The organism is Burkholderia pulmonis, from assembly GCF_984667975.1.
The window spans coordinates 2,168,781-2,193,515 of the sequence record NZ_OZ480186.1 but is presented as its reverse complement, the minus strand read 5'-3'; the positions used below and the strand labels follow the sequence as shown (position 1 = coordinate 2,193,515).

At 62.6% G+C, this 24,735-nt stretch carries 22 protein-coding genes and 1 pseudogene; 18 read left to right on the top strand and 5 right to left on the bottom strand.

The genetic code is table 11. The annotated features are described in order from the left end of the window. Window positions 1-14 precede the first annotated feature (14 nt). Both AC5LXK_RS10145 and AC5LXK_RS10140 read right to left on the bottom strand, forming a co-directional pair. The gene (locus AC5LXK_RS10145; RefSeq protein WP_493388726.1) at window positions 15-2,156 is read right to left on the bottom strand and encodes a hypothetical protein; all 2,142 of its coding nucleotides are present in this window, start codon (window positions 2,154-2,156) and stop codon (window positions 15-17) included. Between the two features lie 30 nt (window positions 2,157-2,186). Further along, window positions 2,187-2,669: a hypothetical protein gene (locus AC5LXK_RS10140; protein ID WP_493388725.1), complete on the bottom strand. Its 483-nt coding sequence runs from the start codon at window positions 2,667-2,669 to the stop codon at window positions 2,187-2,189. A gap of 373 nt (window positions 2,670-3,042) precedes the next feature. Here AC5LXK_RS10140 and AC5LXK_RS10135 point away from each other — a divergent pair, with 373 nt between their 5' ends. From AC5LXK_RS10135 to AC5LXK_RS10115, 5 genes and pseudogenes are all read left to right on the top strand, one after another. Beyond that, window positions 3,043-3,438 (top strand): RidA family protein, encoded by a 396-nt coding sequence (locus AC5LXK_RS10135; protein ID WP_493388724.1) that lies wholly within the window; start codon window positions 3,043-3,045, stop codon window positions 3,436-3,438. 574 nt (window positions 3,439-4,012) lie between these two features. Beyond that, window positions 4,013-6,172: a KAP family P-loop NTPase fold protein gene (locus AC5LXK_RS10130; protein WP_493388723.1), complete on the top strand. Its 2,160-nt coding sequence runs from the start codon at window positions 4,013-4,015 to the stop codon at window positions 6,170-6,172. Window positions 6,173-6,360: 188 nt separating this feature from the next. Next, window positions 6,361-6,507 (top strand): annotated as a pseudogene (locus AC5LXK_RS10125) (DUF159 family protein); the annotation flags it as partial. A 243-nt stretch (window positions 6,508-6,750) separates the two neighbouring features. After that, the gene (locus AC5LXK_RS10120; RefSeq protein ID WP_493388722.1) at window positions 6,751-8,439 is read left to right on the top strand and encodes an ApeA N-terminal domain 1-containing protein; all 1,689 of its coding nucleotides are present in this window, start codon (window positions 6,751-6,753) and stop codon (window positions 8,437-8,439) included. Window positions 8,440-8,579: 140 nt separating this feature from the next. Then, window positions 8,580-9,995 carry a hypothetical protein gene (locus AC5LXK_RS10115; RefSeq protein ID WP_493388721.1) on the top strand — a complete coding sequence of 472 codons (1,416 nt, stop codon included), beginning with the start codon at window positions 8,580-8,582 and terminating at the stop codon, window positions 9,993-9,995. Between the two features lie 126 nt (window positions 9,996-10,121). Here the strand turns inward: AC5LXK_RS10115 and AC5LXK_RS10110 are convergent, their stop codons facing one another. Next, complete coding sequence (locus AC5LXK_RS10110) at window positions 10,122-11,354, bottom strand: tyrosine-type recombinase/integrase (protein WP_493388720.1); 1,233 nt, start codon at window positions 11,352-11,354, stop codon at window positions 10,122-10,124. Between the two features lie 178 nt (window positions 11,355-11,532). On the opposite strand from AC5LXK_RS10110, the gene AC5LXK_RS10105 reads away from it, so the two are divergent. From AC5LXK_RS10105 to AC5LXK_RS10090, 4 genes are all read left to right on the top strand, one after another. Next, window positions 11,533-11,847, top strand: a complete 315-nt coding sequence (locus AC5LXK_RS10105; RefSeq protein ID WP_301755306.1) for a Dabb family protein — start codon at window positions 11,533-11,535, stop codon at window positions 11,845-11,847. Further along, window positions 11,844-12,323, top strand: a complete 480-nt coding sequence (locus tag AC5LXK_RS10100; protein WP_493388719.1) for a PaaI family thioesterase — start codon at window positions 11,844-11,846, stop codon at window positions 12,321-12,323. The genes AC5LXK_RS10105 and AC5LXK_RS10100 overlap by 4 nt, the downstream gene beginning before the upstream one ends. 156 nt (window positions 12,324-12,479) lie before the next feature. Continuing rightward, window positions 12,480-13,439, top strand: a complete 960-nt coding sequence (locus AC5LXK_RS10095) for an alpha/beta hydrolase (protein ID WP_493388718.1) — start codon at window positions 12,480-12,482, stop codon at window positions 13,437-13,439. A gap of 44 nt (window positions 13,440-13,483) precedes the next feature. Then, window positions 13,484-13,924, top strand: coding sequence for a GNAT family N-acetyltransferase (locus AC5LXK_RS10090; protein WP_493388717.1), 441 nt, complete (start codon window positions 13,484-13,486; stop codon window positions 13,922-13,924). A gap of 16 nt (window positions 13,925-13,940) precedes the next feature. Here the strand turns inward: AC5LXK_RS10090 and AC5LXK_RS10085 are convergent, their stop codons facing one another. Further along, a complete protein-coding gene (locus tag AC5LXK_RS10085; RefSeq protein ID WP_493388716.1) occupies window positions 13,941-14,786 on the bottom strand; it encodes an NRDE family protein in 846 nt (281 codons plus the stop codon). Between the two features lie 76 nt (window positions 14,787-14,862). Further along, window positions 14,863-15,897: a CAF17-like 4Fe-4S cluster assembly/insertion protein YgfZ gene (gene ygfZ, locus AC5LXK_RS10080; RefSeq protein ID WP_493388715.1), complete on the bottom strand. Its 1,035-nt coding sequence runs from the start codon at window positions 15,895-15,897 to the stop codon at window positions 14,863-14,865. Window positions 15,898-15,974: 77 nt separating this feature from the next. Between ygfZ and mltG the strand changes: the two genes are divergently transcribed. The 9 genes from mltG to AC5LXK_RS10035 all read left to right on the top strand — a co-directional run bounded on the left by mltG (window position 15,975) and on the right by AC5LXK_RS10035 (window position 24,633). Beyond that, window positions 15,975-16,994: an endolytic transglycosylase MltG gene (mltG, locus tag AC5LXK_RS10075; RefSeq protein ID WP_493388714.1), complete on the top strand. Its 1,020-nt coding sequence runs from the start codon at window positions 15,975-15,977 to the stop codon at window positions 16,992-16,994. After that, window positions 16,994-17,614 (top strand): dTMP kinase, encoded by a 621-nt coding sequence (gene tmk, locus AC5LXK_RS10070; protein WP_493388713.1) that lies wholly within the window; start codon window positions 16,994-16,996, stop codon window positions 17,612-17,614. The genes mltG and tmk overlap by 1 nt, the downstream gene beginning before the upstream one ends. Before the next feature lie 19 nt (window positions 17,615-17,633). Next, a complete protein-coding gene (locus AC5LXK_RS10065) occupies window positions 17,634-18,662 on the top strand; it encodes a DNA polymerase III subunit delta' (RefSeq protein ID WP_493388712.1) in 1,029 nt (342 codons plus the stop codon). Window positions 18,663-18,803: 141 nt separating this feature from the next. Then, window positions 18,804-19,583, top strand: a complete 780-nt coding sequence (locus AC5LXK_RS10060; RefSeq protein WP_493388711.1) for a TatD family hydrolase — start codon at window positions 18,804-18,806, stop codon at window positions 19,581-19,583. 43 nt (window positions 19,584-19,626) lie between these two features. After that, window positions 19,627-20,337 (top strand): ankyrin repeat domain-containing protein, encoded by a 711-nt coding sequence (locus tag AC5LXK_RS10055; RefSeq protein WP_493388710.1) that lies wholly within the window; start codon window positions 19,627-19,629, stop codon window positions 20,335-20,337. Window positions 20,338-20,457: 120 nt separating this feature from the next. After that, window positions 20,458-20,814 carry a Rap1a/Tai family immunity protein gene (locus AC5LXK_RS10050; protein WP_006485939.1) on the top strand — a complete coding sequence of 119 codons (357 nt, stop codon included), beginning with the start codon at window positions 20,458-20,460 and terminating at the stop codon, window positions 20,812-20,814. A gap of 89 nt (window positions 20,815-20,903) precedes the next feature. Beyond that, complete coding sequence (locus AC5LXK_RS10045; RefSeq protein ID WP_493388709.1) at window positions 20,904-22,076, top strand: mechanosensitive ion channel family protein; 1,173 nt, start codon at window positions 20,904-20,906, stop codon at window positions 22,074-22,076. 33 nt (window positions 22,077-22,109) lie between these two features. After that, entirely contained in the window at window positions 22,110-23,285 is a 1,176-nt protein-coding gene (locus AC5LXK_RS10040) for an AAA family ATPase (protein ID WP_059233957.1), read from the top strand. A 283-nt stretch (window positions 23,286-23,568) separates the two neighbouring features. Then, window positions 23,569-24,633, top strand: coding sequence for a glycosyltransferase family 4 protein (locus tag AC5LXK_RS10035; RefSeq protein WP_493388708.1), 1,065 nt, complete (start codon window positions 23,569-23,571; stop codon window positions 24,631-24,633). Window positions 24,634-24,735: the final 102 nt, after the last annotated feature.

The window sequence follows — 24,735 nt, the reverse complement described above, 5'->3', positions numbered from 1 at the left end:
CGGCAGGCGATGCGCTAGCGTGACGCCGCCGCGGTCGCATTCTTCTGCTGCTCGTCCTGCATCTGCTGCGACGCCTGCCACCAGTACTTGCCCGCGCGCTGCTGCGGATCGCGGATCGCGAGATACGTCGTACTCCAGAGCTGTGCCGCGTTGGCTTCGGTCGCATCCGCGCTGCGTGTGCCGAATGCATCGGTCTGGTATTTGCCGTTCACGTAGGACCACGTCCACATTTCCGACGTCCGCATGTCGCGGCCGTTCGAGATCACCTGCCAGATCGTCTGCCGCACCTGCGTGAGCAGCGTGCGTGTCGTGGCCGACAGGTCCTGCCGTGCGAGCTGGCGATCGAGCCCGGCCACCCACATCGCCTGCTGCCACGACCAGATCACCGTGCCGTGATACGCGGAGCTCGTGAACTTCGGCCACAGCGACTGGGTTGCATACGCCGGGTTCGCGATCAGCATCCCGGCATCGGTTACGAGCCCGGTCGGGAACGGTCGCGTGACGTCGGTGACGATCCGCTGCAACTGGTCGTCCGGCGGCGTGCCGAACAGCAGTGCGAAACCGCCGTCGGAGTTCATCACCGGAATCGGATTGCCCTGCTGATCGAGCGACAGTGCGTAGAACGCCAGCGGCGCGCCCGGGGCGGCACCAGCCGGCACGCCGGCGGACGGCGCATAGGCCGACACGTCGGTGGCCGCCTGCGCGGCCGGCACGCTGACCTGGAACAGCGGCGGCGCCTGCGTTTCCCATGTGGCCGCTTCGGTTGCCGTGTTGGCGAGCGTCGCACGTTGCCCGGCATCCAGATACGGATCGAGCAGGCCGTGCGCGAGGAACGCGTTCGCCGCGCGCAGCGCGGCCGGAACGAGCACCGCGTTCACGTCGTACGGGTAGACGCCGCCGCCGAGCCCGTCGGTGCTGTCGCGCCAGTTGCCGACGATCTCGCCCGGCCGCAGGTGGATCAGGTTCGCGACCGACGGCTGCTGCGCGAACGGTTGCGCGGTCGTCGCGACGTGCAGCAGGTTGACGACGAGGCGGCTGCCGTTGGTCTGGCCGTCGCTGCCGCGCTGCGCGAGATACGCGGCCGCACGCGCCTGGCCGCGCGTATCGTCGACCAGCCATGCGGCCGCGATCGGCGCGAGCAGGTAGTCGCTGTCGATCATCTTGTAGTCGTAAGTCGGCGTCGGATCGTTCGGCCGCCCGTTCTTCTGGTTGTCGATCAGCGCGAATTCGCCGATGCCTTCCTCGTGCGCGACCTTGCCGTCGACCGACAGCCGGCTCAGCACCGACGACAGGCCAGCCTCGATCGCCGCCGGTTCGAGCACGGGCATCAGCATGCGGACCGAGATCAGCGTGTCGCGGCCGAAGTACGTGTCGTACTGCCACGAACCGGCCAGCAGCTTGTCGTTGAAGCTCAGGAATTCGAGCACGTTCTGGCTGACCGGGTCGGGGTTCACGGACGGGGCGAACAGGTCGGCGTGCGCGATCGGCGACAACGGCGTCTCGCCCGACAGTGCATCGACGTGCAGCTTCAGCGTGTGCGAGCCCGCCGGCGCGTTCAGCACGAGCTTGCCGCCGGCTGCAGGCGTGATGCTGCCGCCGTCGCGCAGCGTGATGCGCAGCGAATAGCCGGGCGCGCCGTCGATCCGGTCGCGTTGCCATTGCACGGCGCTGCCCTGGACCGTCGGCGCGGTGAGGATCTGCTGTGGAATCGTCGCGCCGCCGTTGAAGTCGCGCAGGAAGCGCACGTTGCTGAGTACGCCCTGGCGGATCGTCAGCGTATTCGTATCGACCGACACATCGGCGCCGATGCCGTACAGCGGGCGCCCGCGCGCGTCGGGCGCCGACAGCGCGGACGGGGATGTGTCGAGGCTCCAGTTCACCGGCTGCGCGGTGTCGTCGAACCACAGCCCCGTGCCGCTGTTGCCGGCGGGGAAAACCACGAGCAGGCGCGGCTTCGTCGACGAGCGCACCAGCAGGTGCGCGGCGACCTTGTCCTGCCGGTAGAACGCGTTGATCTGGCCGCCGGTGTCCATGCGGAACGACAGCGCGGCCTGGTTCGACGGCGGGCTGTTCGACTGGACGTCGTCGTCGTTGCAGGCTGCGAGCAGGCTGGCGCAGACGAGCCCGAGACACAGCGACTTCGCAAGGCGATGCATGTTGATGTCCCTCCTGGTGAATGGCGATTTTTATCTGGATGTTCGAATCAACGGATCTTTGGTCCGTTTGGTCTCATGTCGCAGCCATTCCGGCGAATGGGTGGAATTAATTCGGGATGAGTGCTTGTTGAAAAAGCAAACCGGACAGAAATAAACGACTGGATCGTGAATGCGGAAAGCGGGAGCGGCAGAACTGCCACCTCGATGCAGCAAGGGAAAGGTGATGCGAAGCACCTTCGCGCGGGCGAATGGCGCATCTTGCGTGGCGGAAGAAAATGAAACGTAAGCCGTTGTAGGGGATTCTAAATTTACGGGAAAGTCGACGTCAATGGCATTTTGTATTTTTCGAATAGTGAATGAAAAACCGATCGCAATTATTACTCGCTTAATCGGTAAAATGTGCGATTTGACGGATTCGGGTAATGCAATCCGGATTTGCGGTGGTGAAACGATCGGCAATGACGTTTCATTCCGGCGATTGATGCCGGACAGGAAAGGAATCGTCGCGCTCATGTCGGCCGCTGTCGTGAAAGGCCGGGATACGCGGATGCGGCGCGCGCGAAGCCGAGCAACCCGCATTCCCGCGATTCAACAGAAGGCGGCGCGTTTGTTCCAGCCGAATCGGCGGCACCTGTGTTGCGCTTGCCGGCTGTCCCGGCTCGCAACGGCTTCTCCCGTGCCGAGATTCAGTCTGTCTCGTGCAACGCAGGCTGGACATGTCCCGCCGTCTGCTAGCATTTGTTGCGCGAATCGGTCGGAACGGCCTGTCACGCCGCGATTCGGATCGTGGGGACCTGTTGCGAATTTCCAGGCATGGGCGATTCCCTTGGACCCTTGCAAGCCTTTGTTGAATGTTGGAATTTGACCATCACAGGAGGCCTGATCGATGACACTCGAATGCATCAATCCCAAGGATTTGCCCGTTCCGCAAACGTACACTCAGGTCGTTGTCGCGACGGGGAGCAAGATGGTGTTCATCTCGGGCCAGGAGCCCGAGGACATACATGGCGAGCTGGTCGGGCGCGGTGATTTTGCTGGGCAGGCGCGCCAGGTGTTCGGCAATCTCGGCCGGGCACTCGCTGCTGCCGGAGCGCGGCCCGAGCAGGTCGCCAGGATCACGATCTACGTCGTCAATTACGAACGCGACGCATGCTTGTCGATTATTGAAAACGCCCGGGTGGCGCTGTTCGGCGATCACAAGCCGGCGGACGTGGTGCTCGGTGTCGCGACGCTGTCCCCCGGCTACCTGATCGAAGTCGATGCGATCGCGGTCATCGATTGATCGTTCGCGTCACACCACACACCGGTCGGCGCCGCCGGTCGGTCATGTTCGCCGGGGTTCTCGAGATATCGTCCGTCGTGCGTCGGCAAGTTTGGTAGGCTTCTCGCTTGCGCGTGCTTGCCGGCGCTTGAGGCCGGGCACGATGTCGGGCGAACGCGAGCGAACGGTGGAAGGGTGTAAAGTGCCCGACTGCCAAGGGTGACAGGCCAATCGCCGAACCAACACGAACAGGAGCGAACGAAGTGATCAGACATATCGTCATGTGGAAGTTGCAATGATATTGCAGACCATAAATCGCTGATTTATAAAGGAGTTGGTCGGGGAAGTGAGGTTCGATACCCCTCTGATACCCCCTTTTTCGTGTGCTGGAGCGACTTACCTTGGCGCCACGTGGACGGTTGAGTCAGTTCGACTGCATTCGTCGCCGTCTGGTCGCTGTTGCTGAGGCGAGGGGCAGTTATTGGCAGCGAAAAGGAGACGCCCGATCGGATCCCAGAAAGCAGACGTTCGGCGGCTACAATGGCGAGGACACGCGTGCGTGTCCTACCGACGGATCTCATTACTTGGAGCCAGCGTGTCTGACCTCTCGTCCGATCGCCCCCTGTCCAACCCCGCAGACGACCTTTTCGATCACTCGTCGTTTGCACGTTCACTCGCCAACGCGATCCGTCGTCAAACTGCAACCGATGGAATTGTGCTTGCACTGTTCGGCCCATGGGGTTCCGGAAAATCTACAGTTCTGTCGTATGTAGAACACTACCTTGGGGAAAGCCCCGAGGCTGAGCGCCCTGTAGTTGTACGGTTCAATCCCTGGTGGTTTTCGGGTCAAGAGAACCTCGCTAAGGCGTTCCTCAGTCAGCTTCAAGCCATCTTGCCCGAAAAATTCGCGGGCTTTAAAGCCGTAGCAGACAAAATCGGTGAGTTTTCGGAGGCAGTCGGCGGGATTGTAGATGTCGTCGCGACAGCGACCGGCCACGGATGGTTTGGCGGTATATTCCGCTCAGGCACGAAGCTTGTGGCGCGAAAGCCGAAAGACGTTCCAGCATTGAAGACAGCGCTTTCGAAGCTGCTACGTGAACAGCGTAAGCGCGTACTCGTTGTTGTAGACGACATTGATCGTCTTACGCCGGAAGAAGTGCGCCAGCTCTTCACAGTCATCAAGGCCTTGGCGGACTTTCCATACGTCACCTACTTACTCGCTTTCGACCGCGATGTCGCAAGTGCAGCCATCAGCGAGCAGACGGGATTGCCCGGAGAACGCTACCTCGAGAAAATCATACAGGTCCCGTTCGAGCTCCCGCGTGTCGACCGCGAGACGTTGCGTAGAGCGCTGTTTGTAAGGCTAGACGCAGTGATGGTGGGAACACCTGAGGGGCGCTTTGATTCGTCGTACTGGACGAACGTGTTTTTCGACGGCCTTGACCCGCTGTTTCAAGTGCCACGGGACATCGTTCGCCTGACCAATTCGTTAAGTGTGACGTACCCTGCTGTTTTGGGTGAAGTGAATCCGGTGGACTTCATCGCAGTTGAGTGCTTGCGCGTTTTTCTTCCCGGCGCCTACGACGCGGTTCGAATGACCCCGGAACAGTTCACCGGATATCATGCAGTGGACAACGGACACGAAAGAAATTCTGCGATCGCCTTTCATGACGCGTGGTTAGCCAAGCTTCCGGAAGCACTTCAAGAATCGACTAAAGACCTAATGCAGCGCTTGTTCCCACGTCTTGAGTCCGTGTGGTCGAATATGCACTACTCCGCGGATTCGGCGCTTCAATGGAGACGTGAGCTGCGCGTCTGTTCACCTGAGGTATTTCCAACGTACTTTCGCCTTTCATTACCCGCTGGCGCTGTATCGCGAGCAGAGGTCGACGCGTTGCTCGAATCGGTCGATGACAGTGAAGCATTTGCGTCTGCGTTACGGCAAGCGGCACAGCAAAAGCGCCCGAATGGCATCTCCAAAGTTAGAGACCTGCTCGAACGGTTTTTGGACCACATACCAAGTGACTTGACAGCAGACAACGCTGAGCCTGTTATTCGCGCGTTGATGATGGTTGGAGATGAACTGGTGATTCCAACTGACATCGTGCCCGGTGAGTTCGATTTCGGCAATGAGGCTCGAGTTACCCGAATCGCGTACCAGCTTCTGAAGAAGTGCGATGCGACGCGGCGACTGCAACTCTTAACAGAAACCTTCACAGCAGGCAACGCGCTGAGATGCGGGGAATTCCTGTTTGGGTCACTATACGATCGGGCAGAAGGGGCCCGTGATGGTGGGCGAGAGGTACTGTTGACGATGGCAGAATGCAACGAACTCAAGGAAGTATGGCTGCGCAAGATTCGTCAGTCCTCTGTTGCTCCGGGATTTATTGACCATCCGTCGATTGACTCATTACTTAGTAGCTGGCGGCATTGGGGTGGAGACGCAGAGACTGCGGCATGGTGGGCCCAGGCAGCAGCATCGGACGATGGATTGTTGAAGCTCATCGCCTCGCATATGACGACCAGTCCCTCTAACACCGTCGGCGAACACGCGTTGCGCTTTCGCATTCGGGTCAATCCCAAAAAGCTTGCGCCGTATGCCGACGTTCAAGCTATGGCAACCAGAATATCGGCGCTCCTGGCTGACGGAAAGGTCGCCGAACAGTGGGAACCTGCGGCCAGTCAGTTCGTTCGCGAGTGCGATATGCTAAAAAAGGGAAAAAATCCTGATGCGCCGTTCGCATTCGATGACTGACGCCCGCCGAATGTCTGCTTCGTTTTTAACAGCGCATCTGCTGTGAGTCACTCACGGTCCTTGATGAAATCACAAGAAAATGATTTCAAACCTGATCTGATGCTGACTGAGGATCAGGTCTGGACTTAGATATGTTATTGGGCGACGGATGTTTCGCGTGATGTGATGGAACGGATCCATGCTTGAAGCTGCACAAGCCCGGCGACGAGAAACGGTCGGTGGTTATATTGCGCTCGACTGACTATGAGGAATGGCTGCACACGACGAACACTGAGGCCGCACGCGTGATGTTGCGACTGTATTCAGCCGATAAGATGGTTGCGGAACCAAAGTAACTTGCGCTCGCGTACGCACCAAGGGAAGCAAAATGCAAGAATTTCCGCACAACGAACGGAGTGGATATGGCCGTTCGAGGCAGGCAGCACAAGCGCAGGGTACTTACGCTGCGTGTGAAGTGACAGATCGCAACGCTTTGGATGACGAGATAACTGAGTCGGTTACCAATACTGTCGAGGATCTGGAACAATGTGATCCTGAAATGGACATAGAATTTATGTAAATCTGAGTGAGAGCGCGTTATGCCAAAAAATGGCCACGATCTGGAGCGGAAGCAGTTCGACGTCGAATTGCATCACGATCGATTCGGTCGACTAGGATCGGGGGTTCTGTCTTTCGGAGGCAATCAATGGGCCTGCGTCAACCTCTCGATCTCAAACAATGCTCCGGAGTTGCGCACCGATAACGCGAAATTTGATCTCGTTAAAGCTATAACAAGCGAAGGATCCACATTTTGTCTCTGCAATTGTGAGACTAACGACGTTACTCTCTTCGCAGATTATGTGATCGAGGGTGATTTGAGCAAAGCGGAGTTCAACTTAATCTCTGTACGGTACAGCGACGTGTCCGAATGGTTTCTTCGCTGGCGGACGGTTAGCGGCTCAGTTGGTGAAACCCTGAGTTGGGAGCGAATTCCTAAGGATATCGACGTCACTGTCAAAACATGCGAAGATAATTTCGACTTACGAAGTGAGTATTGTGCCTCTCGCAGCCAGCAGGGCGAGGACCTCGTCCTGCATGAGCATGTAGAATTCGTGTTTTCTGCGAAGGCTAGCCAGTTCAGTCTCGCAGATGTAAAGGCAAAGACGCATGAACTCTCGTGTCTTCTTTCCATTCTGCTTGCATATCCAGCAACCATCGCAAGTGTCACGGTTTCACGGGAGTCTGACCGCTTTCGTCGTGTTCATTTTCCCACGTTCGAGCGCCCCGAACGGGACAAAGATGATCGTAGTTTCTGGGTTCAATGCTTTATTCAGCAACCCGCTTTGGACGGACGATGGCAATCGCTTTTCGATTGCTACTACAGATCCAAATACAGAAAGATATGTTGGGTTCGGCTAGCAGGGATGCAGCGATACGACGGATTTTGGGAATACAAGGCGCTGGGGTATTTTAGTCTTCTAGATAGTTATCTGGCTATTCGGTTTGTCGGAGAGAAATCGCCGGATTCTCAACCGCCTTCTTCGAAAAAGATCAATAAATTCCGGTTGCATCTTGCGAACGAGCTATCAGTCATACCGGCTGAGCAGCGAGAGAAAATTGTTGAGATCGCGAGCGAAGCGTTTGCGTCGGAAAACCTCAATTTGGAAGACAAGTATCGTCTGGCGATTGCAGCCGTGGATGCTGATATCGTGAAAATAATCAACCTATCGGACTCTGAATTCGCGCTGATCAAGAAGATCCGCAACAGAGTAGCGCATGGTGACGACCACGGTTTGGAGCAGGAACAGTTTCCTCGCGTCATCCGTGCCGAGTCAAAAATTGCGCTACTCCTGACATATTGGGCATTCTTGGATTTTGGACTCACGACACAAGATTTCATCACGTGCCTGGCAAATTCGCATAGCAGGCTCAAGCTCGCTGCCGTGATCGATCGAGTTCACTTGGATCGTGTTACGGGGTCTGCTGAATTTTTTCCGGTGACGAGAGAGAAGCTTCAGTTGCTCAAAGGCATTAAGCAGTTACGAACTCATGGATGCTGTATCGAAGGCGAAAATGGAGAATTCACTTTTTCCGAAGAGCTAACTCAGAGGTATAGCGACTGGATGCATGATCGAACCAAGACGTCGGGAATACAAGATCCCAAAAAAATCTTCGGCATTGGTAAGGATCAAGCGCGGTTTGTGGGGCAAGGCTATTTTGAGTGTGGCGACGAGCGTTTTTCTGTTCATCACATCTGGGTTATCAAGCAGGCTAGTATTGTGAAGTAGACGCAATCATGGCCGGCTCCATCTAGTATCGGCCATAAACTGTCACTCGGTATCCGCTTCGAGATCGTTAGCAATGTTCGAAAAGAAGTGCCGAAAGATCTGCTTAGAGGCGACATTTGTACAAGTCGGAGAGGCCGGAAATGCAACCATTACTTCCCCATGAGCAGCAGAAGTTGGACGAATTCTCATCGCTGTATGCGGCCTGTGCCGCTGCTTACAAGTATGCAAAATTCAGTTTTATTGCGATTGATGGATCGAACGGTCTAGAGCTTGCTCAAGGACACGTCAGCTATCCAGTCGTAAATCAATCGTTACCGGACCTCACCGTCAAAACATCGTCTATTTGCGGATGCTCGGTACCCTTGTCGAAACTCGGCGTTGACTATGTTAGCCTGATCTCAGCATTGCGAGGCGATGGAATAGAAACCCCAATTGGGCGTATGCAATTTGGGAGCTACGAACCAATTAATAGTAACTTCTCTATTCATCTTGAGAAATTACCGTCAAATTTTTATACGCCAATCATTCATCCATTGCGAATGTGTATTTCGACTGGTTCTCACGTTTTCCAAAATCGCATAGCTGAATTCCAGGGTGATCTTCGGTCAGGAGTGACACCGTACGACTCAATCGTTGAATTGGCAGGTGAATTGAATTTATACCCTTTGAGATGGGATGTCTGTTCTCTTGATGTAACAGCAGAGGGAGTCGTCGCCGTAGATCTTGGTGGTCGCGCACGTATAAAAAATGGTGTCGCGAATTTGATTATTCGTGTTGCAAAGGGAGTCGATCTTACGCAGGCAAGGCTCGGCTATCGGGTGCAAGCCCCAGATCGGAGGGCGATTGAACGAGGGGCGTTTGATTCGAGCCAGCTAACGTGGTCTGACGACGGAGATGATGTAGTTGTTGGTTCTGTCGACATCGATGTGCCAAAAGGATCGGTCGTTCAGGCATTTGCATCGTATGGAAATCGTTGGATTCACCAGGGTTGGATTACTGATCCTGACAATTCTGCGAACGTCCGTCGCTCGATGCACGAGGTATTCGATCCGGATCTTGATGGAACCAAGAAATCTCTGTTTGATACGAAATTTCATAGACAAGACGCTCGAATACTTGAGGCGGGAGTGGGTAACCTCATGTTCATGTATGGCTTCGCTGTAAATCCGCTTTCGAGTCATTTTACGACTGATGCGGCCGATCTGGTGGCCGTCAGCCCGAATGGTAACGTCGCGGTTATTGAATGTACGACCGGTGCCATCAATAACAATGGAAAGTTATCCAAGCTACTTGCTCGATCAGCTGCTTTGTTAGAGAAGCTGGAGCAGACGGGAAACCCGCATTTAAAAGTTCTGCCAGTCGTCGTCACAACTATGAAGCGCGAGGCTTTGACGGACGAGGAAATTGCATCTAGTAAGGGAATTTATATTGTTACCTGTGAGGACCTTGAACGTCTGGCTAACGAATCAATAATTCCTAGAAATGCCGATCAAGCATTTGAATCGCTGTGGTCATTAGTTCACTCGCCTCAACAGCAGCTGATTCTTACGCAATGACCGGTGTTGGGAAAAAGAGGCGGCCGCACTGGGTCATTAGCCGAGGAACTTCAAAAAAGGCGAGCGTAGGTTTTGGCGTAGGTTTGTGCGTGAAGCCTTGTTAGATAAAGTGCAGGTACTGCTGCATCATCGGTCATTGATGGATGCGCTTGCAATACCCCCGTGTTCGCGTGCCTCTTCCTCGACGTCGTCGAGCCAGTTCGCCCACACTTGCATCATCTCCCGACGTTCCGGTAAGTACTTTGCATGGTTATACGTCGAGCGAGTCCTGTCCTTGTCCTTGTGCGACAACTGCATTTCAACGACTTCGTCCTTCCATCCCATTTCATGGAGGTTGGTCGACGCGGTTGCTCGAAAGTCATGACCAGTTATCGGTTCGGGGTTGTTCGGAACCATGTAGTCGATTGCCCGATTGATCGTGGCGCGACTCATGTGTGGACGCGTTCGATTGCTATGGAGAATCGGGAGGATGTACCCGCGATTCCCATACATCTCCTGCAGTTCGCGCAGCAATCCTAGCGCTTGCTTGGGAAGCGGAACGATGTGCAGGCGTCGTGATTTGATTTTCTCCGGGGGTACCTTCCATTCGGCGGTTCCCAGGTCTATCTCTTCCCATCGCGCCCGGCAAAGCTCGATCGTTCGCGGAAACAGCATCATCAGCAATCGAATCGCAATCGCGGTTCGTCTGCTCTTGTAGGTAGGAAGCTGGCGAAAGAGCGTCTTCAGTTCTTCACGGCTCAACGCCCGAGCATTCTCGGTCGGGGGTTTCAGGACCGAGCCACGCAGCACCGATGCGGGATCAGTATCGGCTCGCAGGGTGATCACCGCATATCGGAATACGTTGGACACGTACTGGCGCAGTTTGATCGCCACGGAAGGCGAGCCGCGCTCTTCGACGCGACGCATCAAAGCAAGCACGTCATGGGCGGTAACAGAGCGCATGGGGCGGTTCCCGATGAACGGGTACGCATCGGCTTCGAGCATGCGCAGAATCTCGCCAAAGTGTCGCTCGGTCCAAGTCTTCCGCTTCTTCTCAAGCCACTCGTCGCTGACTGCTCGAAAAGTTGCTTTGCCTTCGTCGATACGCGCCGACAGCATTTCCTGTCGCGCATGTGACGGGTGCAGTCCCTTCTTGACGAGTTCGCGGGCATCGTCACGCGCTGCGCGTGCGTCTTGAAGGCTGATGGTGGGGTACTCGCCGATCGCGAAGAGATTCTCCTTCCCTGCAATTCGGTACTTGTATCGCCAAAGCTTGGAGCCGGACGGCTTCACCAACAGATACAGTCCATTGCCGTCGGTAAGTTTGGTAGGCTTGTTGCCTGCCTTCGCTTGTCGGATCTTGATGTCGGTAAGTGGCACGGTGAAAAAGGGGGTATCGTCTCTGAATGATCGAAATGATACCCCCTTTTATACCCCCTTTTTTCTTGGCTGGACACGATTTCCGGCGAACGCAAGCGAACAGTGGGAGGGCGTGGAATGCCCAACTGGTAAGGGTTTTTGGGAAACTAGCGAACCAACACGAACTGGAGCGAACGAAGTGATCCGACATATTGTCATGTGGAAGTTGAAGGAATCGGCCGAAGGCGCGACGCGCGCACAGAACGCGCTGAAGCTGAAGGAAAAGCTCGAAGGCTGCCGCGACCTCGTGCCGGGCACGCTGCAGATCGACGTCGGCGTGGCGACGCCGGGCCTCGACGCGACCGCCGACATCGTGCTCGTGTCCGATTTCGCGGACAAGGCGGCGCTCGACGCATACCAGGTGCACCCGGTTCACCAGGAAGTGAAGAAGTTCGTCGTCGCGGTGGCCGAATCGCGCGAGTGCGTCGACTACATCGTCGACAGCGTACGATGAGCGACGCGGCAACCCCGACGGAAGGCCCGTCGATCGAAAGCCCGTTCGTCGATATGCTCGGCGTGCAGCTCGTGTCCGCGAAGGACGGGGCAAGCGAGATCGTGCTGCCGCTCGAAGAGCGTCACATGAACACGTGGAGCATCGCGCACGGCGGCGTGACGATGACGCTCGCGGACATCGCGCTCGCGATGGCGGCGCGCAGCCTGACCGACGATGGCATCGGCGTCGTCACGGTCGAGATGAAGGTGAACTTCATGCAGCCGGGCCGCGGCGAGTTGCGCGCCTACGGGCGCGTGATGCACCGCTCGACGACGATGGCATACTGCGAAGGCGAAGTGCGCGACAGCGACGGCAATTTCGTCGCGAAGGCGCTCGGAACGTTCAAGTACATGCGGCGGCTGGCGGTTGGCCGCGACATCAAGCGGCAGCGCTCGCGCACGGTGCCGGACGCCCAGCCCGGCCCGAGCGACGCGTAAGCGGCGACCCGCACGGCCCTGTCTCTTGAATGAGGCAGGGCCGTTTGTTTTGCAGCAGGGGATTCCGGTACCTCGCGCGCCACGCCCGCCCGGCGCGCGCGTGGCATCATGTCACGCTTGTCCGTTCACGACGCCGCACCGGCGCCGTCCATACCGATGCCGCTGAATCCAAAGATCGCCCAGGTGCTCGACATGATCGAGCGCGCGAAACGTCCGTCCTATCACCACCAGACGCCGCAGCAGGCGCGCGCCGCGTACGAGAAGAGCGCGCCGATTCTCGACGTCGCGCCGGCGCCGATGCATTCGGTGGAGGAATGCGTGGTGCCGACGCGCGACGGCCGCACGATCGGTGCGCGGCTGTACCTGCCGGTCGAGCCGAGCCTCGCGGAGCCGCTGCCCGCGCTCGTGTACTACCACGGCGGCGGCTTCACGGTCGGCAGCGTCGACACGCACGATGCGCTGTGCCGGATGTTCGCGCGCGATGCGCAGTGCGCGGTGCTGTCGGTCGGCTACCGGCTCGCGCCCGAGCACCGGTTTCCGACGGCCGTGAACGATGCCGACGACGCATTGCAGTGGCTGCATCGCGAGGCCGCCACGTTCGGCATCGACGCCGCGAGGCTGGCGGTCGGCGGCGATAGCGCGGGCGGCACGCTCGCGACTGTCTGCGCGGTGCTCGCGCGTGACGCGGGCATTCGCCTGGCGCTGCAGTTGCTGATCTATCCGGGCGTGACAGGCTATCAGGACACCGAATCGCACGCGCGGCTCGCGAACGGCTACCTGCTGACGCAGGACACGATCCAGTGGTTCTTCACGCAATACGTGCGCGATCGGTCCGACCGCGACGACTGGCGGTTCGCGCCGCTCGACGGCACGCGCGGTGCGCCGTCGTTCGCGGGCGTCGCGCCGGCGTGGATCGCGACGGCCGAATTCGATCCGCTGGGCGACGAGGGCGCGGCGTATGCGGAGAAGTTGCGCGCGGCCGGCAACGCGGTCACGCTGGTCTGCTATCCGGGGATGATCCACGAATTCTTCAAGATGGGCGGCTACGTACCGGAGGTACGGGCCGCGCATGCCGATGCGGTCGCGGCGCTGAAGGCTGCATTCGACGACGTTTGACGGGCGCGGGCGCCTGAAGGCGCGCGTGCCGCACGGAGGCTGCGATGACGGACGGCGTGGTGGAAACGGGCGACTGGACGGTATTGGGCGGCGACGCCGCGCGGATCCGCGACGCGGTGTTCGTGCGCGAGCAGCAGATTCCGCCGGAATGGGAACTCGACGACGACGATCCGCTGTCGCTGCATGCGGTGGCGTACCGGATCGACGCGGCGACCGGCATGCGCCGCGCGGTTGCGACCGGGAGGCTGCTGCCGTCCGGCATGATCGGCCGTGTCGCGGTGCTGGCCGACGTGCGCGGGCAGGGCGTCGGGTCAGCCGTGCTGGATGCGCTGCTGGATGCCGCGCGCCGCCGCGGCGAAGCCGCCGTGCGGCTTTACGCGCAGGATTCGGCGGTGTCGTTCTATCTGCGGCACGGCTTCGCGACGGTCGACGAACCGTTCGTCGAAGCCGGGGTGCCGCACGTCGAGATGACGCGCGCACCGTAGCGCGACAGGCGTGTGCTCAGCGCGGCCGCGCCGCGTCGAGGTCGTACGTGAACGCACGCTCGAACGTGCCCGGGCGGACGGTGCGGTGCGAGCCGTCGTCGTCGCTGCGTTCCTTGATCTCGACCGTCAGCCGCACGCCTTCCTTCATCGTGACGCGCAGCGCGGTCGTGCCGCGCGTGCCGTATTCGGGCGTCTCGATGAACGCGGCCGACAGCGCGCGTTCGCGCTCGATCGGAATGCCCGTGTGCGGCAGCGCGTCGTCGTCCGCGACATGCGGGTCGCGCATCAGCGCGATCAGTTCGTCGAGCGACGGGGTCGGATTGTCGGTGAGCAGCGTGCCGAGTTCGGCGCGCTTGCGCACCACTTTCGGCCAGGGCGTATCGAGCCGCGCATTCGACAGCGCATGCACGCCCGGCGTGATCGCGACGGGCGCGGCGACACCGCTTTCACCTTCGGGCGCACGATTGCAGAACCACGCGAGTTCGCGCCGCCGCCAGTCGCCGACGAGCAGATTGAAGCCGTTGTACACGGCCGCATGCTCGGCCAACTGCCCGAGATAATCGAGCGGGGCGACGGACGGGCCGCCGAGGAAGTCGGACACGAGCTTGCCGCGGGTCGGCGCACCCGCGCGGATGTCGAACGGCGCGCGGTAATTCGTCAGCGCGGCGAAGCGGCCGTCGCGCGATACGCCGAGCCACGTGCCGCCCGCTTCGAGATCGCGGCCGGCCAGTACGCCCGGCACATCCTCCCACCACGAGAGCGGCGCACTGGTCCGGCGAAAGAACTCGTCGCGATTGGCGGCGAGGGTGAAGACGGGACCGGCGGCGGCATCGGGCTGCCAGTCGAAGGCAATCAGACACATCGGGCGAATCTCTCGCAGGAAACATCGCGTGCCGGCTGCGACTCGCGAGCCGGCACGCGAACAGGTTGTCAGTGCATCACACTTCCGTCGGCCACGCGTACGGCAGTGCGTCGAATGCGAGCACCGGGCCGTCGGCCGAACCGAGGTGCACCGTGCCGTTGTCGAGCGCGGCGAGCTTGATCTCGACGAGCGCATCGACGCCGCCCGCCGGCGCGGCCGCCGCGTTGACGATCATTCCGCACGGCTGGCCCGGGTCGTCGCTGTGGAACAGCTCGACGCCGGCATGCACGGTATCGGTCTCGCCGGCGACGTGCGCGAGCGCGGTGCGGCGCTTGATCGTGCCGCGGTACTGGCTGCGTGCGACGATTTCCTGGCCCGGGTAGCACCCTTTCCTGAAGTTAACGGCGCCGATCACGTCGAAGTTGACCATCTGCGGCACGAACTGTTCGACGGCCGGCTGCGTGATGCGCGGTTCGCCCGCGCGCACGTCGAGCCAGTCCCACACGGCCGGCGACACGACGGGCAGCGTGCCGGCGAGCGCGGCGAGGCGCGCGTCGACTTCGGCGCGCGGGCCGATCCACAGATAGCGTTTGCGGCCGGCCGCATCGGGCACGCGGATCAGCGCACCGGCCGGGCCGTCGACCTTCACGTGCACGCCGTCCGGCAGCGCATCGAAGATGCCCGACAGCGCGTCGCGCACGTCGCCCGCGAAGCCCGCCACCGCGAGCGTGTCGCTCGCATCAGACAGCTTTGCCTTCGCGCGCAGCACGAACATCGACAGCCGCTTCTGCACAGCGGGCTGCACGTCCTTCGACACGAGCAGGCGCACGCCGTGGCCGGCACGCCACGTGAGGAACGACCCGAGGAGGCGCCCCTTCGGCGAGCAATAGCCGGACAGCCGCGCGCTCGCGGCATCGAGGTGCTCGATATCGTTGGTGAGCTGGCTGTGCAGGAACGTCGCGGCATCGTCGCCGGCCACGTCGATCACGCCGAACTGCGGCAGCGGCATGCAGGCGCCCGGCGCATCGAAATCGGCGGCGGACGGGCGGGGGAAAACGGGGAGCGAGGCAGATGCGGCCTGGGCAGCCGGTGAAGCGAACGGTGTGCTCATGGAATGAGGGAACAGTCAACCCTGACTTTGACGAAGGCGAGCAAGTATTATATGGGTCTTACCTGAGTCACGTTTCCATGTCCCTACTGAAGAAATGCGCCGCGACGATCGTGGCGCTGGCCGTCGTTGTGGCCGCTGCCGGCGCGGGCGGCGGGTATTACTGGGCGACCCGGCCGCTGTTGCTGGGCTCGGCATCGCTCGACGTCACGATCAAGCCGCGCAGCAGCGTGAAGAGCGTCGCGCTGCAGCTCAAGCGCGGCGGCGTGCCGGTCGAGCCGCTCGGTTTCGTCGCGATGACGCGCGTGCTCGGCCTGTCGAGCCGGCTCAAGTCCGGCAACTACGAGTTCAAGACCGGCATCACGCCTTACGACGTGCTGCAGAAGATCGCGCGCGGCGACGTGAACGAGTACGTCGCCACGGTCATCGAAGGCTGGACCTTCAAGCGGATGCGCGCGGAGCTCGACGCAAACCCCGATCTGGCGCACGCGACAGCCGGGATGAGCGACGCCGAGCTGCTGCGCGCGATCGGCGCGTCGGACAACGCCGTGCAGCGCGGCAGCGGCGAGGGGCTGTTCTTCCCCGATACCTACCTGTTCGACAAGGGCACGAGCGACCTGAACATCTACCGGCGCGCGTACCGCCTGATGCAGACGCGCCTCGACGAGGCATGGGCCGCCCGCGTACCGGGGCTGCCGTACAAGACGCCTTACGAAGCGCTGACGATCGCGTCGATCGTCGAGAAGGAAACGGGCCACGCGGCCGACCGCGCGTTCGTCGCGGCCGTGTTCGCGAACCGGTTGCGCATCGGCATGCCGCTGCAGACCGATCCGTCGGTGATCTACGGGCTCGGCGACGCATACGACGGCCGCCTGCGCAAGCGCGACCTGCAGGCCGACACTCCTTACAATACCTACACGAGACGCGGCCTGCCGCCGACGCCGATCGCGCTGCCGGGCGTCGCCGCATTGCAGGCGGCGATCAATCCGGCACCGACGAGCGCGCTCTATTTCGTCGCGAAGGGCGACGGCACGAGCGTGTTCTCGGATACGCTCGGCGACCACAACAAGGCCGTGGACAAGTACATACGAGGTCAATAATGGCGAGCGGTAAATTCATCACGTTCGAAGGCATCGACGGGGCGGGGAAGACCACCCACCTGCAATGGTTCTGCGAACGTCTCCAGGGCAAGCTGAGCGCGGCCGGCCGGCAGGTTGTCGTCACCCGCGAGCCGGGCGGCACGCAGCTCGGCGAGAAGCTGCGCGAGATCCTGCTGAACCAGCCCATGGATCTCGAGACGGAAGCGCTGTTGATGTTCGCCGCGCGCCGCGAGCACCTCGCGCTCGTGATCGAGCCGGCGCTCGCGCGCGGCAACTGGGTCGTGTCCGACCGCTTCACCGACGCGACGTTCGCGTACCAGGGCGGCGGCCGCGGGCTGCCGCGCGACAAGCTCGAGACGCTCGAACGCTGGGTGCAGGGCGGTTTCCAGCCCGACCTCACGGTGCTGTTCGATGTCGCGCCGCACGTCGCCAGCGAGCGCCGCGGCGCCGCGCGCATGCCCGACAAGTTCGAAAGCGAATCCGACGCGTTCTTCAGCCGCACGCGCAGCGAATACCTGCGGCGCGCGGAAGAGGCGCCGCACCGCTTCGCGATCGTCGACGCGACGCAGACGATTCCCGAGATTCGCCAGCAGCTCGAACGCGTGCTCGCCGCGCTGTAACCCGCAAGGAACGCACCACATGATCTATCCGTGGCAAACCGACGACTGGAACCGCCTGCAGCAACTGCGCGCGCAATGGCCGCATGCACTGCTGCTGCACGGCCAGGCCGGGATCGGCAAGCTGCAGTTCGCGCAGCATCTCGCCCAGGGCTTCCTGTGCGAAGCGCCGCAGCCGAACGGCGAGCCGTGCGGCACCTGCGTAGCCTGCAACTGGTTCTCGCAGGGCAACCATCCGGACTACCGGATCGTGCTGCCCGAGGTGCTGGCAGGCGAGGCGCCGGGCGCCGCAGACGACGCGAAGCCGGCCGATGCGGATGAAGGCGGCAAGAAGACGCGTGCGCCGAGCAAGGAAATCAAGATCGAGCAGGTGCGTGCGCTGCTCGACTTCTGCGGGGTCGGTTCGCACCGCGGCGGCGCGCGCGTCGTCGTGCTGTATCCGGCCGAAGCGCTCAACGTCGCCGCGTCGAACGCGCTGCTGAAGACGCTGGAGGAGCCGCCGCCCGGCGTCGTGTTCCTGCTCGCATCGGCGCGCATCGATCGCCTGTTGCCGACGATCATCAGCCGCTGCCGGCAGTGGCCGATGACCGTGCCGGCGCCGGAGGCGGCCGCCGCGTGGCTCGCGGCGCAGGGTGTCGACCACGCGAGTGCGCTGCTCGCCGAAGCGGGCGGCGCGCCGCTCGCCGCGCTGGCGCTCGCGAGCGACGAGAACCGCCCGCTGCGCGACTACACGCTCGGGCAGCTCGCGGCCGGTGCGGAATGCGATCCGTTCGCGTGCGGCGAAACGCTGCAGAAATTGCCGGTGCCGCTGGTGCTCGGCTGGCTGCAGCGCTGGCTGTACGATCTGCTCGCGCAACGGATGGCGGGCGCGCCGCGCTATTTCCCGATGCACGCGGCTGCGCTTGCGCGCTGCGCGGAATCGGTCGACGCCAACGCATTCGCGCGCTTCATGAAAGCCGTGACGCGGCAGCGGACGGTCGAGAACCATCCGCTCAACGCGCGGCTCGTATTCGAGGAATTGTTTCTCGGATATCGGGAAATATTTTCTTGATCCGGTATTGTTTCTCGTGGGTTGCGAAACGATGAGCGGATCGTTCGGCGGCGATGCGCGGGCTGGCCGGCCCGCAAGCGCCACCCGTTGCCGCATGCCGGCGAGCGCATGAGCGCCCGTCTTACGTATTCAGGAAACACGATGTTCGTCGACTCTCACTGCCACATCAATTTCAAGGGCCTGGCCGACCGCCTGCCGGCCGTTCTCGAGAACATGCGCGAGCACGACGTCACGCACGCGCTGTGCGTGTCGGTCGATTTCGAGACGCTGCCCGACGTGCTCGCGATCGCTGACGCGCACGAGAACGTCTATGCGTCGGTCGGCGTGCATCCCGATCACGAGGACGCGCGCGAGCCGACGCTCGCGGAGCTGGTCGAGCTGGCCGCGCACCCGAAGGTCGTCGCGATCGGTGAAACGGGCCTCGACTACTACCGTCTCGAAGGCCGCTCGATCGACGACATGGAATGGCAGCGCGAACGTTTCCGCACGCATATCCGCGCGGCGAGCGCGACGATGAAGCCGCTGATCATCCATACGCGCTCGTCGTCGGAAGACACGCTGCGGATCATGGCCGAGGAGCGTGCCGACGTGCCGGGCGGCGTGATGCACTGCTTCACCGAGCCGTGGCCGGTCGCCGAGCAGGCGCTCGCGCAGAACTTCCATATCTCGCTGTCGGGCATCGTCACGTTCAAGAACGCGACCGACGTGCAGGACGTCGCACGGCGCGTGCCGCTCGACCGGCTGCTGATCGAGACCGATTCGCCGTACCTCGCGCCGGTGCCGTATCGCGGCAAGCCGAATGAACCTGCGTACGTCAGCCATGTCGGACGCTTTATCGCATCCGAACGCGGGATCGCCGTCGAGGCGCTCGCCGATGCGACGACGCAGAACTTTTTCCGGCTGTTCAAGATCGCCCGCTAACGACGTGCGCGCAGCCGACAACCCAGGGAAGGAGCCCACAACAATGACGAAGCCGACCAACCATTTGCCCAAGCGTGTACTCGTTGCCGCCGCGTTCGTCGCGAGCGGCCTCTTTGCCGCCGCCGGCGCGCATGCCGAGTCGCTCGACGCGGTCGTCAAGGCCGTCAAGTTCGACGACATCGCCGACATCGGCAAGCAACTCAAGAGCGGCAAGCTCGACCCGAACACGATCGCGCCGAACGGCGACCCGATCCTCGTGATCGCCGCGCGCGAGAAGTCCGACAAGGTCGCGGCCGCGATCGCCACGACGCCGAACGTCGACCTCGAGAAGGAAGACAAGGCCGGCGAGAACGCGCTGATGCTCGCGTCGCTGAACGGCGACCTTGGCCTCGCGAAGCTGCTGATCGACAAGGGTGCGGAAGTCAGCAAGAAGGGCTGGGCGCCGCTGCACTACGCGGCGACCAACGGCCAGGACGCGGTCGTCAAGCTGCTGCTCGACCACGATGCGTACATCGACACCGCATCGCCGAACGGCACGACGCCGCTGATGATGGCCGCGCGCGGCAACCATGCGTCGACGGTCACGCTGTTGCTCGACCAGGGCGCCGATCCGCAGGTGAAGAACCAGCTCGGCATCACCGCGCTCGAGTTCGCGAAGCACTACAACGCGCCGGACGCGATCGAGATCCTGAGCAAGCGGACGACGCGCATCGGGGCGTCGACGCCGGCAGATGCGCAAAAGAGTGCAAAATGACGGTTTTCGGTGCGGCGGACGGTGCGCCCGCCCGGCCGGATTCCGGCCGGAGCAGGGTGCCCGGCGCCGCGCCGGCCAAGGCAGCAGGCGGTTTCGAGCCGCATTGACATAAGGAACACCATGTTGCGCGCAATGTTTTGTGCCGCGGCGTTTGCCGTGCCGTTGTCGGCGGCGGCTTTCACGGGCGCGGATCTCGACCGGCTGTGCGCGAAGACGGACGTCAAGTCGCGGGCGTCGTGCGCGGCCTATATCGAAGGCGCTGCCGACGGCGTCTACAACACGATCGATGCGATCGGCGGCACCACGGGGCCGCGTGTCGGCCAGTATTTCTGCCTGCCGCCCGACATCCGGGCGCAGCAGATGACCGACGCGGTGCGCAAGTACATCGCGGAAAATCCGAAGCTGGCCGACTACAACGCGAGCACCGCGGTGTCGCTCGGTCTCGGCAAGGCGTTTCCCTGCAGGAGCGGCAACTGATCTGACGCCGTGTCCGGGCACCTGAGCGGCCCGGATGTCGCCGACGCATCCAGGACGAGGCGTGCGCGCCTCATCACCCAAGGGCGCCGATGATTTCAATCGAGGAACTGCAGCGCATCGCCGATGCGCCGCTGCATTCGTGGCTCGGCACGCTGGCCGTGTCGGTCATCGTCATGCTGGTCGTGACGGTCGTGCACCGCCTCGGCGCACGCATCGTCAAGCGCATTGCGCAGCCCTATCCGTTGATGAGCGCGATCCTGCGCTACATCGACAAGCCGTCGCTCGTCGTACTGGCGCTGCTGGCGCTCGAATTCGTGTGGGTCCAGGCGGACGACGGCATGTCGTTCGTGCGCGGCATGCGCACCGCGGCGGCGGTCGGCTCCATCGTGTCGCTCACGTGGCTGCTGGTGCGGCTCGCGGCCGGCGTCGGCGACGCGATCATCCAGGCCCATCCGATCGATACGGCCGACAACCTGCAGGCGCGACGCATCCATACGCAGGCCAGGGTGCTCGTGCGGACCGTGATGGTGCTGATCGTGATCATCGGCACCGGCGCGGCGCTGATGACGTTCCCGAACGTGCGCCAGGTCGGCGCGAGCCTCTTGGCGTCGGCCGGCGTCGCGGGGTTGGTGGCCGGTATCGCCGCGCGGCCGGTGCTCGGCAACCTGATTGCCGGGCTGCAGATCGCGCTCACGCAGCCGATCCGGCTCGACGACGTGGTCGTGATCCAGGGCGAATGGGGGCGCATCGAGGAAATCACCGGTTCGTTCGTGTCGGTGCGGTTGTGGGACCAGCGGCGCCTCGTCGTGCCGCTGCAATGGATCATCGAGAACCCGTTCACGAACTGGACGCGCAGCAGCTCGGAGATCATCGGCACCGTCTACCTGTCGGTCGACTACCGCACGCCGCTCGCACCGCTGCGCGAGGAACTCGCGCGGCTCGTCCATGCGGCGCCCGAGTGGGACGGCCGCGTCCAGGTGCTGCAGGTGACCGATGCGACCGAGCGCACGATGCAGTTGCGCGCGCTCGTCAGCGCGGCCGATTCGTCGTCGTGCTGGGATCTGCGCTGCCGCGTGCGCGAAGGATTGATCGCGTACCTGCAGGACCGCTATCCGCAATGCCTGCCGCGCAGCCGGATGGAGCTGTATCCGCACGAATCGGCGCTGGACGCGCCGAATCCCGAACGGCCGCACGCGCGGCCGCCTGCCGCCAGCACGGCGGCCAACACCGCAGCCGATCCGCAGGCCGCCGAAGGCCGCTGAGCGCGGCCCGGTGCCTGCAAGCCCTCTCTCTCCATGACCGCGCTGAAGACGCTCGCCATTGCCAATTACCGCTCGCTGCGCGAGCTGATCGTGCCGCTCGCGGCGCTCAACGTCGTGACGGGGCCGAACGGTAGCGGCAAGTCGAGCGTGTACCGCGCGCTGCGGCTGCTCGCCGATACCGCGCAGGGGCGCGTGATTCCGTCGCTTGCCCGCGAAGGCGGCTTGCCGTCGACGTTGTGGGCCGGCCCCGAGCGCTTCTCGCGCGCGATGCTGGCCGGCGATGCGCCGGTGACGGGCACGGTGCGCAAGGGCCCGGTGAGCCTCAAGCTCGGCTTCGCGTGCGACGATTTCGGCTATTCGATCGATCTCGGCCTGCCGGTTCCGAGCCATTCGCAGTTCGCCCTCGATCCGGTGGTCAAGCGCGAATGCATCTGGGGCGGCGCGCTGCTGCGCCCGTCGACGCTGCTGGTCGACCGGCAGGGCGCGCAGATCCGCGCGCGCACCGCGTCGGGCGACTGGCAGACGATTCCGCAGCCGGTCGCGAGCTTCGACAGCATGATGACCGAGTTCGCCGATCCGACCGGCGCGCCCGAGATGATCGCGGTGCGCGAGCGGATCCGCTCGTGGCGCTTCTACGATCATTTCCGGACCGATGCGCAGGCACCGGCGCGCCAGTCGCACATAGGCACCCACACGCCGGTGCTCGCCGACGACGGTGCCGACCTGGCCGCCGCGCTGCAGACGATCCGCGAAATCGGCGACGCGGCGGCGCTCGATGCGGCGATCGACGACGCGTTTCCCGGCGCATCGGTCGAGATCGACAACCCGGGCGGCCGCGGCCGTTTCGACGTGCTGATGCGCCAGCCGGGGCTGCTGCGGCCGCTGGCGGCGGCCGAGCTGTCCGACGGTACGTTGCGCTACCTGCTGCTCGCGGCCGCGCTGCTGACGCCGCGTCCGCCGGCGCTGATGGTGCTGAACGAACCGGAGACGAGCCTGCATCCCGATCTGCTGCCCGCGCTCGGCCGCCTGATCGCGCAGGCCGCGCAACGGTCGCAGGTGCTGGTGGTGTCGCACGCGGCGCGGCTCATCGCGACGCTCGAGCGCGAGGCCGGGTGCGAATCGCTGGTGCTCGACAAGCAGCTCGGCGCGACCGCGCTCGTCGATGCGGACACGCGCGACCTGCCGGCCTGGAAGTGGCCGTCGCGTTGACGGGCGGACGAGCGCGCGTTCGGCCGCGATCGACACCCGGCGGGGCCGGATCGGCCCGATTGCGCCCGGTAGGCGGTGTTCGGCGCAGCCGGCCGAATGTATCCGGTCTGTAACAACACCCAAAAAATGCAAGACGGGCGGTTCCATGCATCGGGATCGCGAATAATAATGAGATATCTGGCTGGCGCGCTGCCGGCCGGCGCCGCATGGGCGCGGGGCCGGCGCGAAAGCGCGGATGCCCGCCGGCTGCGCCGCAACGGACAGGACACAGGAGACGTGGACCATGAGAATTGCCCAGATCGCCCCGCTGACCGAATCCGTGCCGCCGAAGCTGTACGGCGGCACGGAGCGCGTCGTGTCCTACATCACCGAGGCGCTCGTCGAGCTCGGCCATGACGTGACGCTGTTCGCCAGCGGCGATTCGGTCACGCGGGCGAAGCTCGAACCCGTCTGGCCGCGCGCGCTGCGGCTCGATTCGTCGATCCGCGATCGCGTCGCGCCGCACATGCTGCTGATGGAGACGGTCGCGCGCCGCGCGAAGGATTTCGACGTGCTCCATTTCCACATGGACTACTACTCGTTTTCGGTCTTCAACCGGCAGGAAACGCCTTATGTGACGACGCTGCACGGCCGGCTCGACCTGCCCGAGCAGCAACCGGTGTTCGACACGTTCAACACCGCGCCGGTGATCTCGATTTCCAATTCGCAACGCCAGCCGCTGCCGCAGGCGAAATGGCTGACGACGGTCTATCACGGGCTGCCCGATACGCTGTACATGCCGCAGCCGGTCGAGCCGCGCTATCTCGCGTTCCTCGGCCGTATCTCGCCGGAGAAGCGCGTCGACACGGCGATCCGCATCGCGCGCCAGTGCGGGCTGCCGATCCGGATCGCCGCGAAGATCGACGCGGCCGACCAGGAGTACTTCGATCGCGAGATCAAGCCGCTCTTCGCGCTGCCGCACGTCGAATACATCGGCGAGATCGCCGATCACCAGAAGGCCGAATTCCTGTCGGGCGCGCATGCGCTGCTGTTTCCGATCGACTGGCCGGAGCCGTTCGGCCTCGTGATGATCGAGGCGATGTCGTGCGGCACGCCGGTGATCGCGTTCAATCGCGGCGCGGTGCCCGAAGTGGTGGACGAGGGCGTATCGGGTTTCATCGTCGAGGACGAAATCAGCGCGGTGGCCGCCGTGAACCGGCTGCATCTGCTGCCGCGCGCACGTGTGCGGCAGCGCTTCGAGGAGCGCTTCACGTCGCGGCGGATGGCGCAGCAGTACGTCGACGTCTACCAGTCGGTGATCCGCGCGCAGAAGCGCTCGCGCTTCAAGGTGATCGACTCGACGACTTGAGCGGCCCGACGCAGCACGCGGGCGGATAAAAAAACGGCGATGCCCGCGAGGACATCGCCGTTTGCGCATGGCCCGCGCGCGATGCGCACGGGCGGTGCGTCA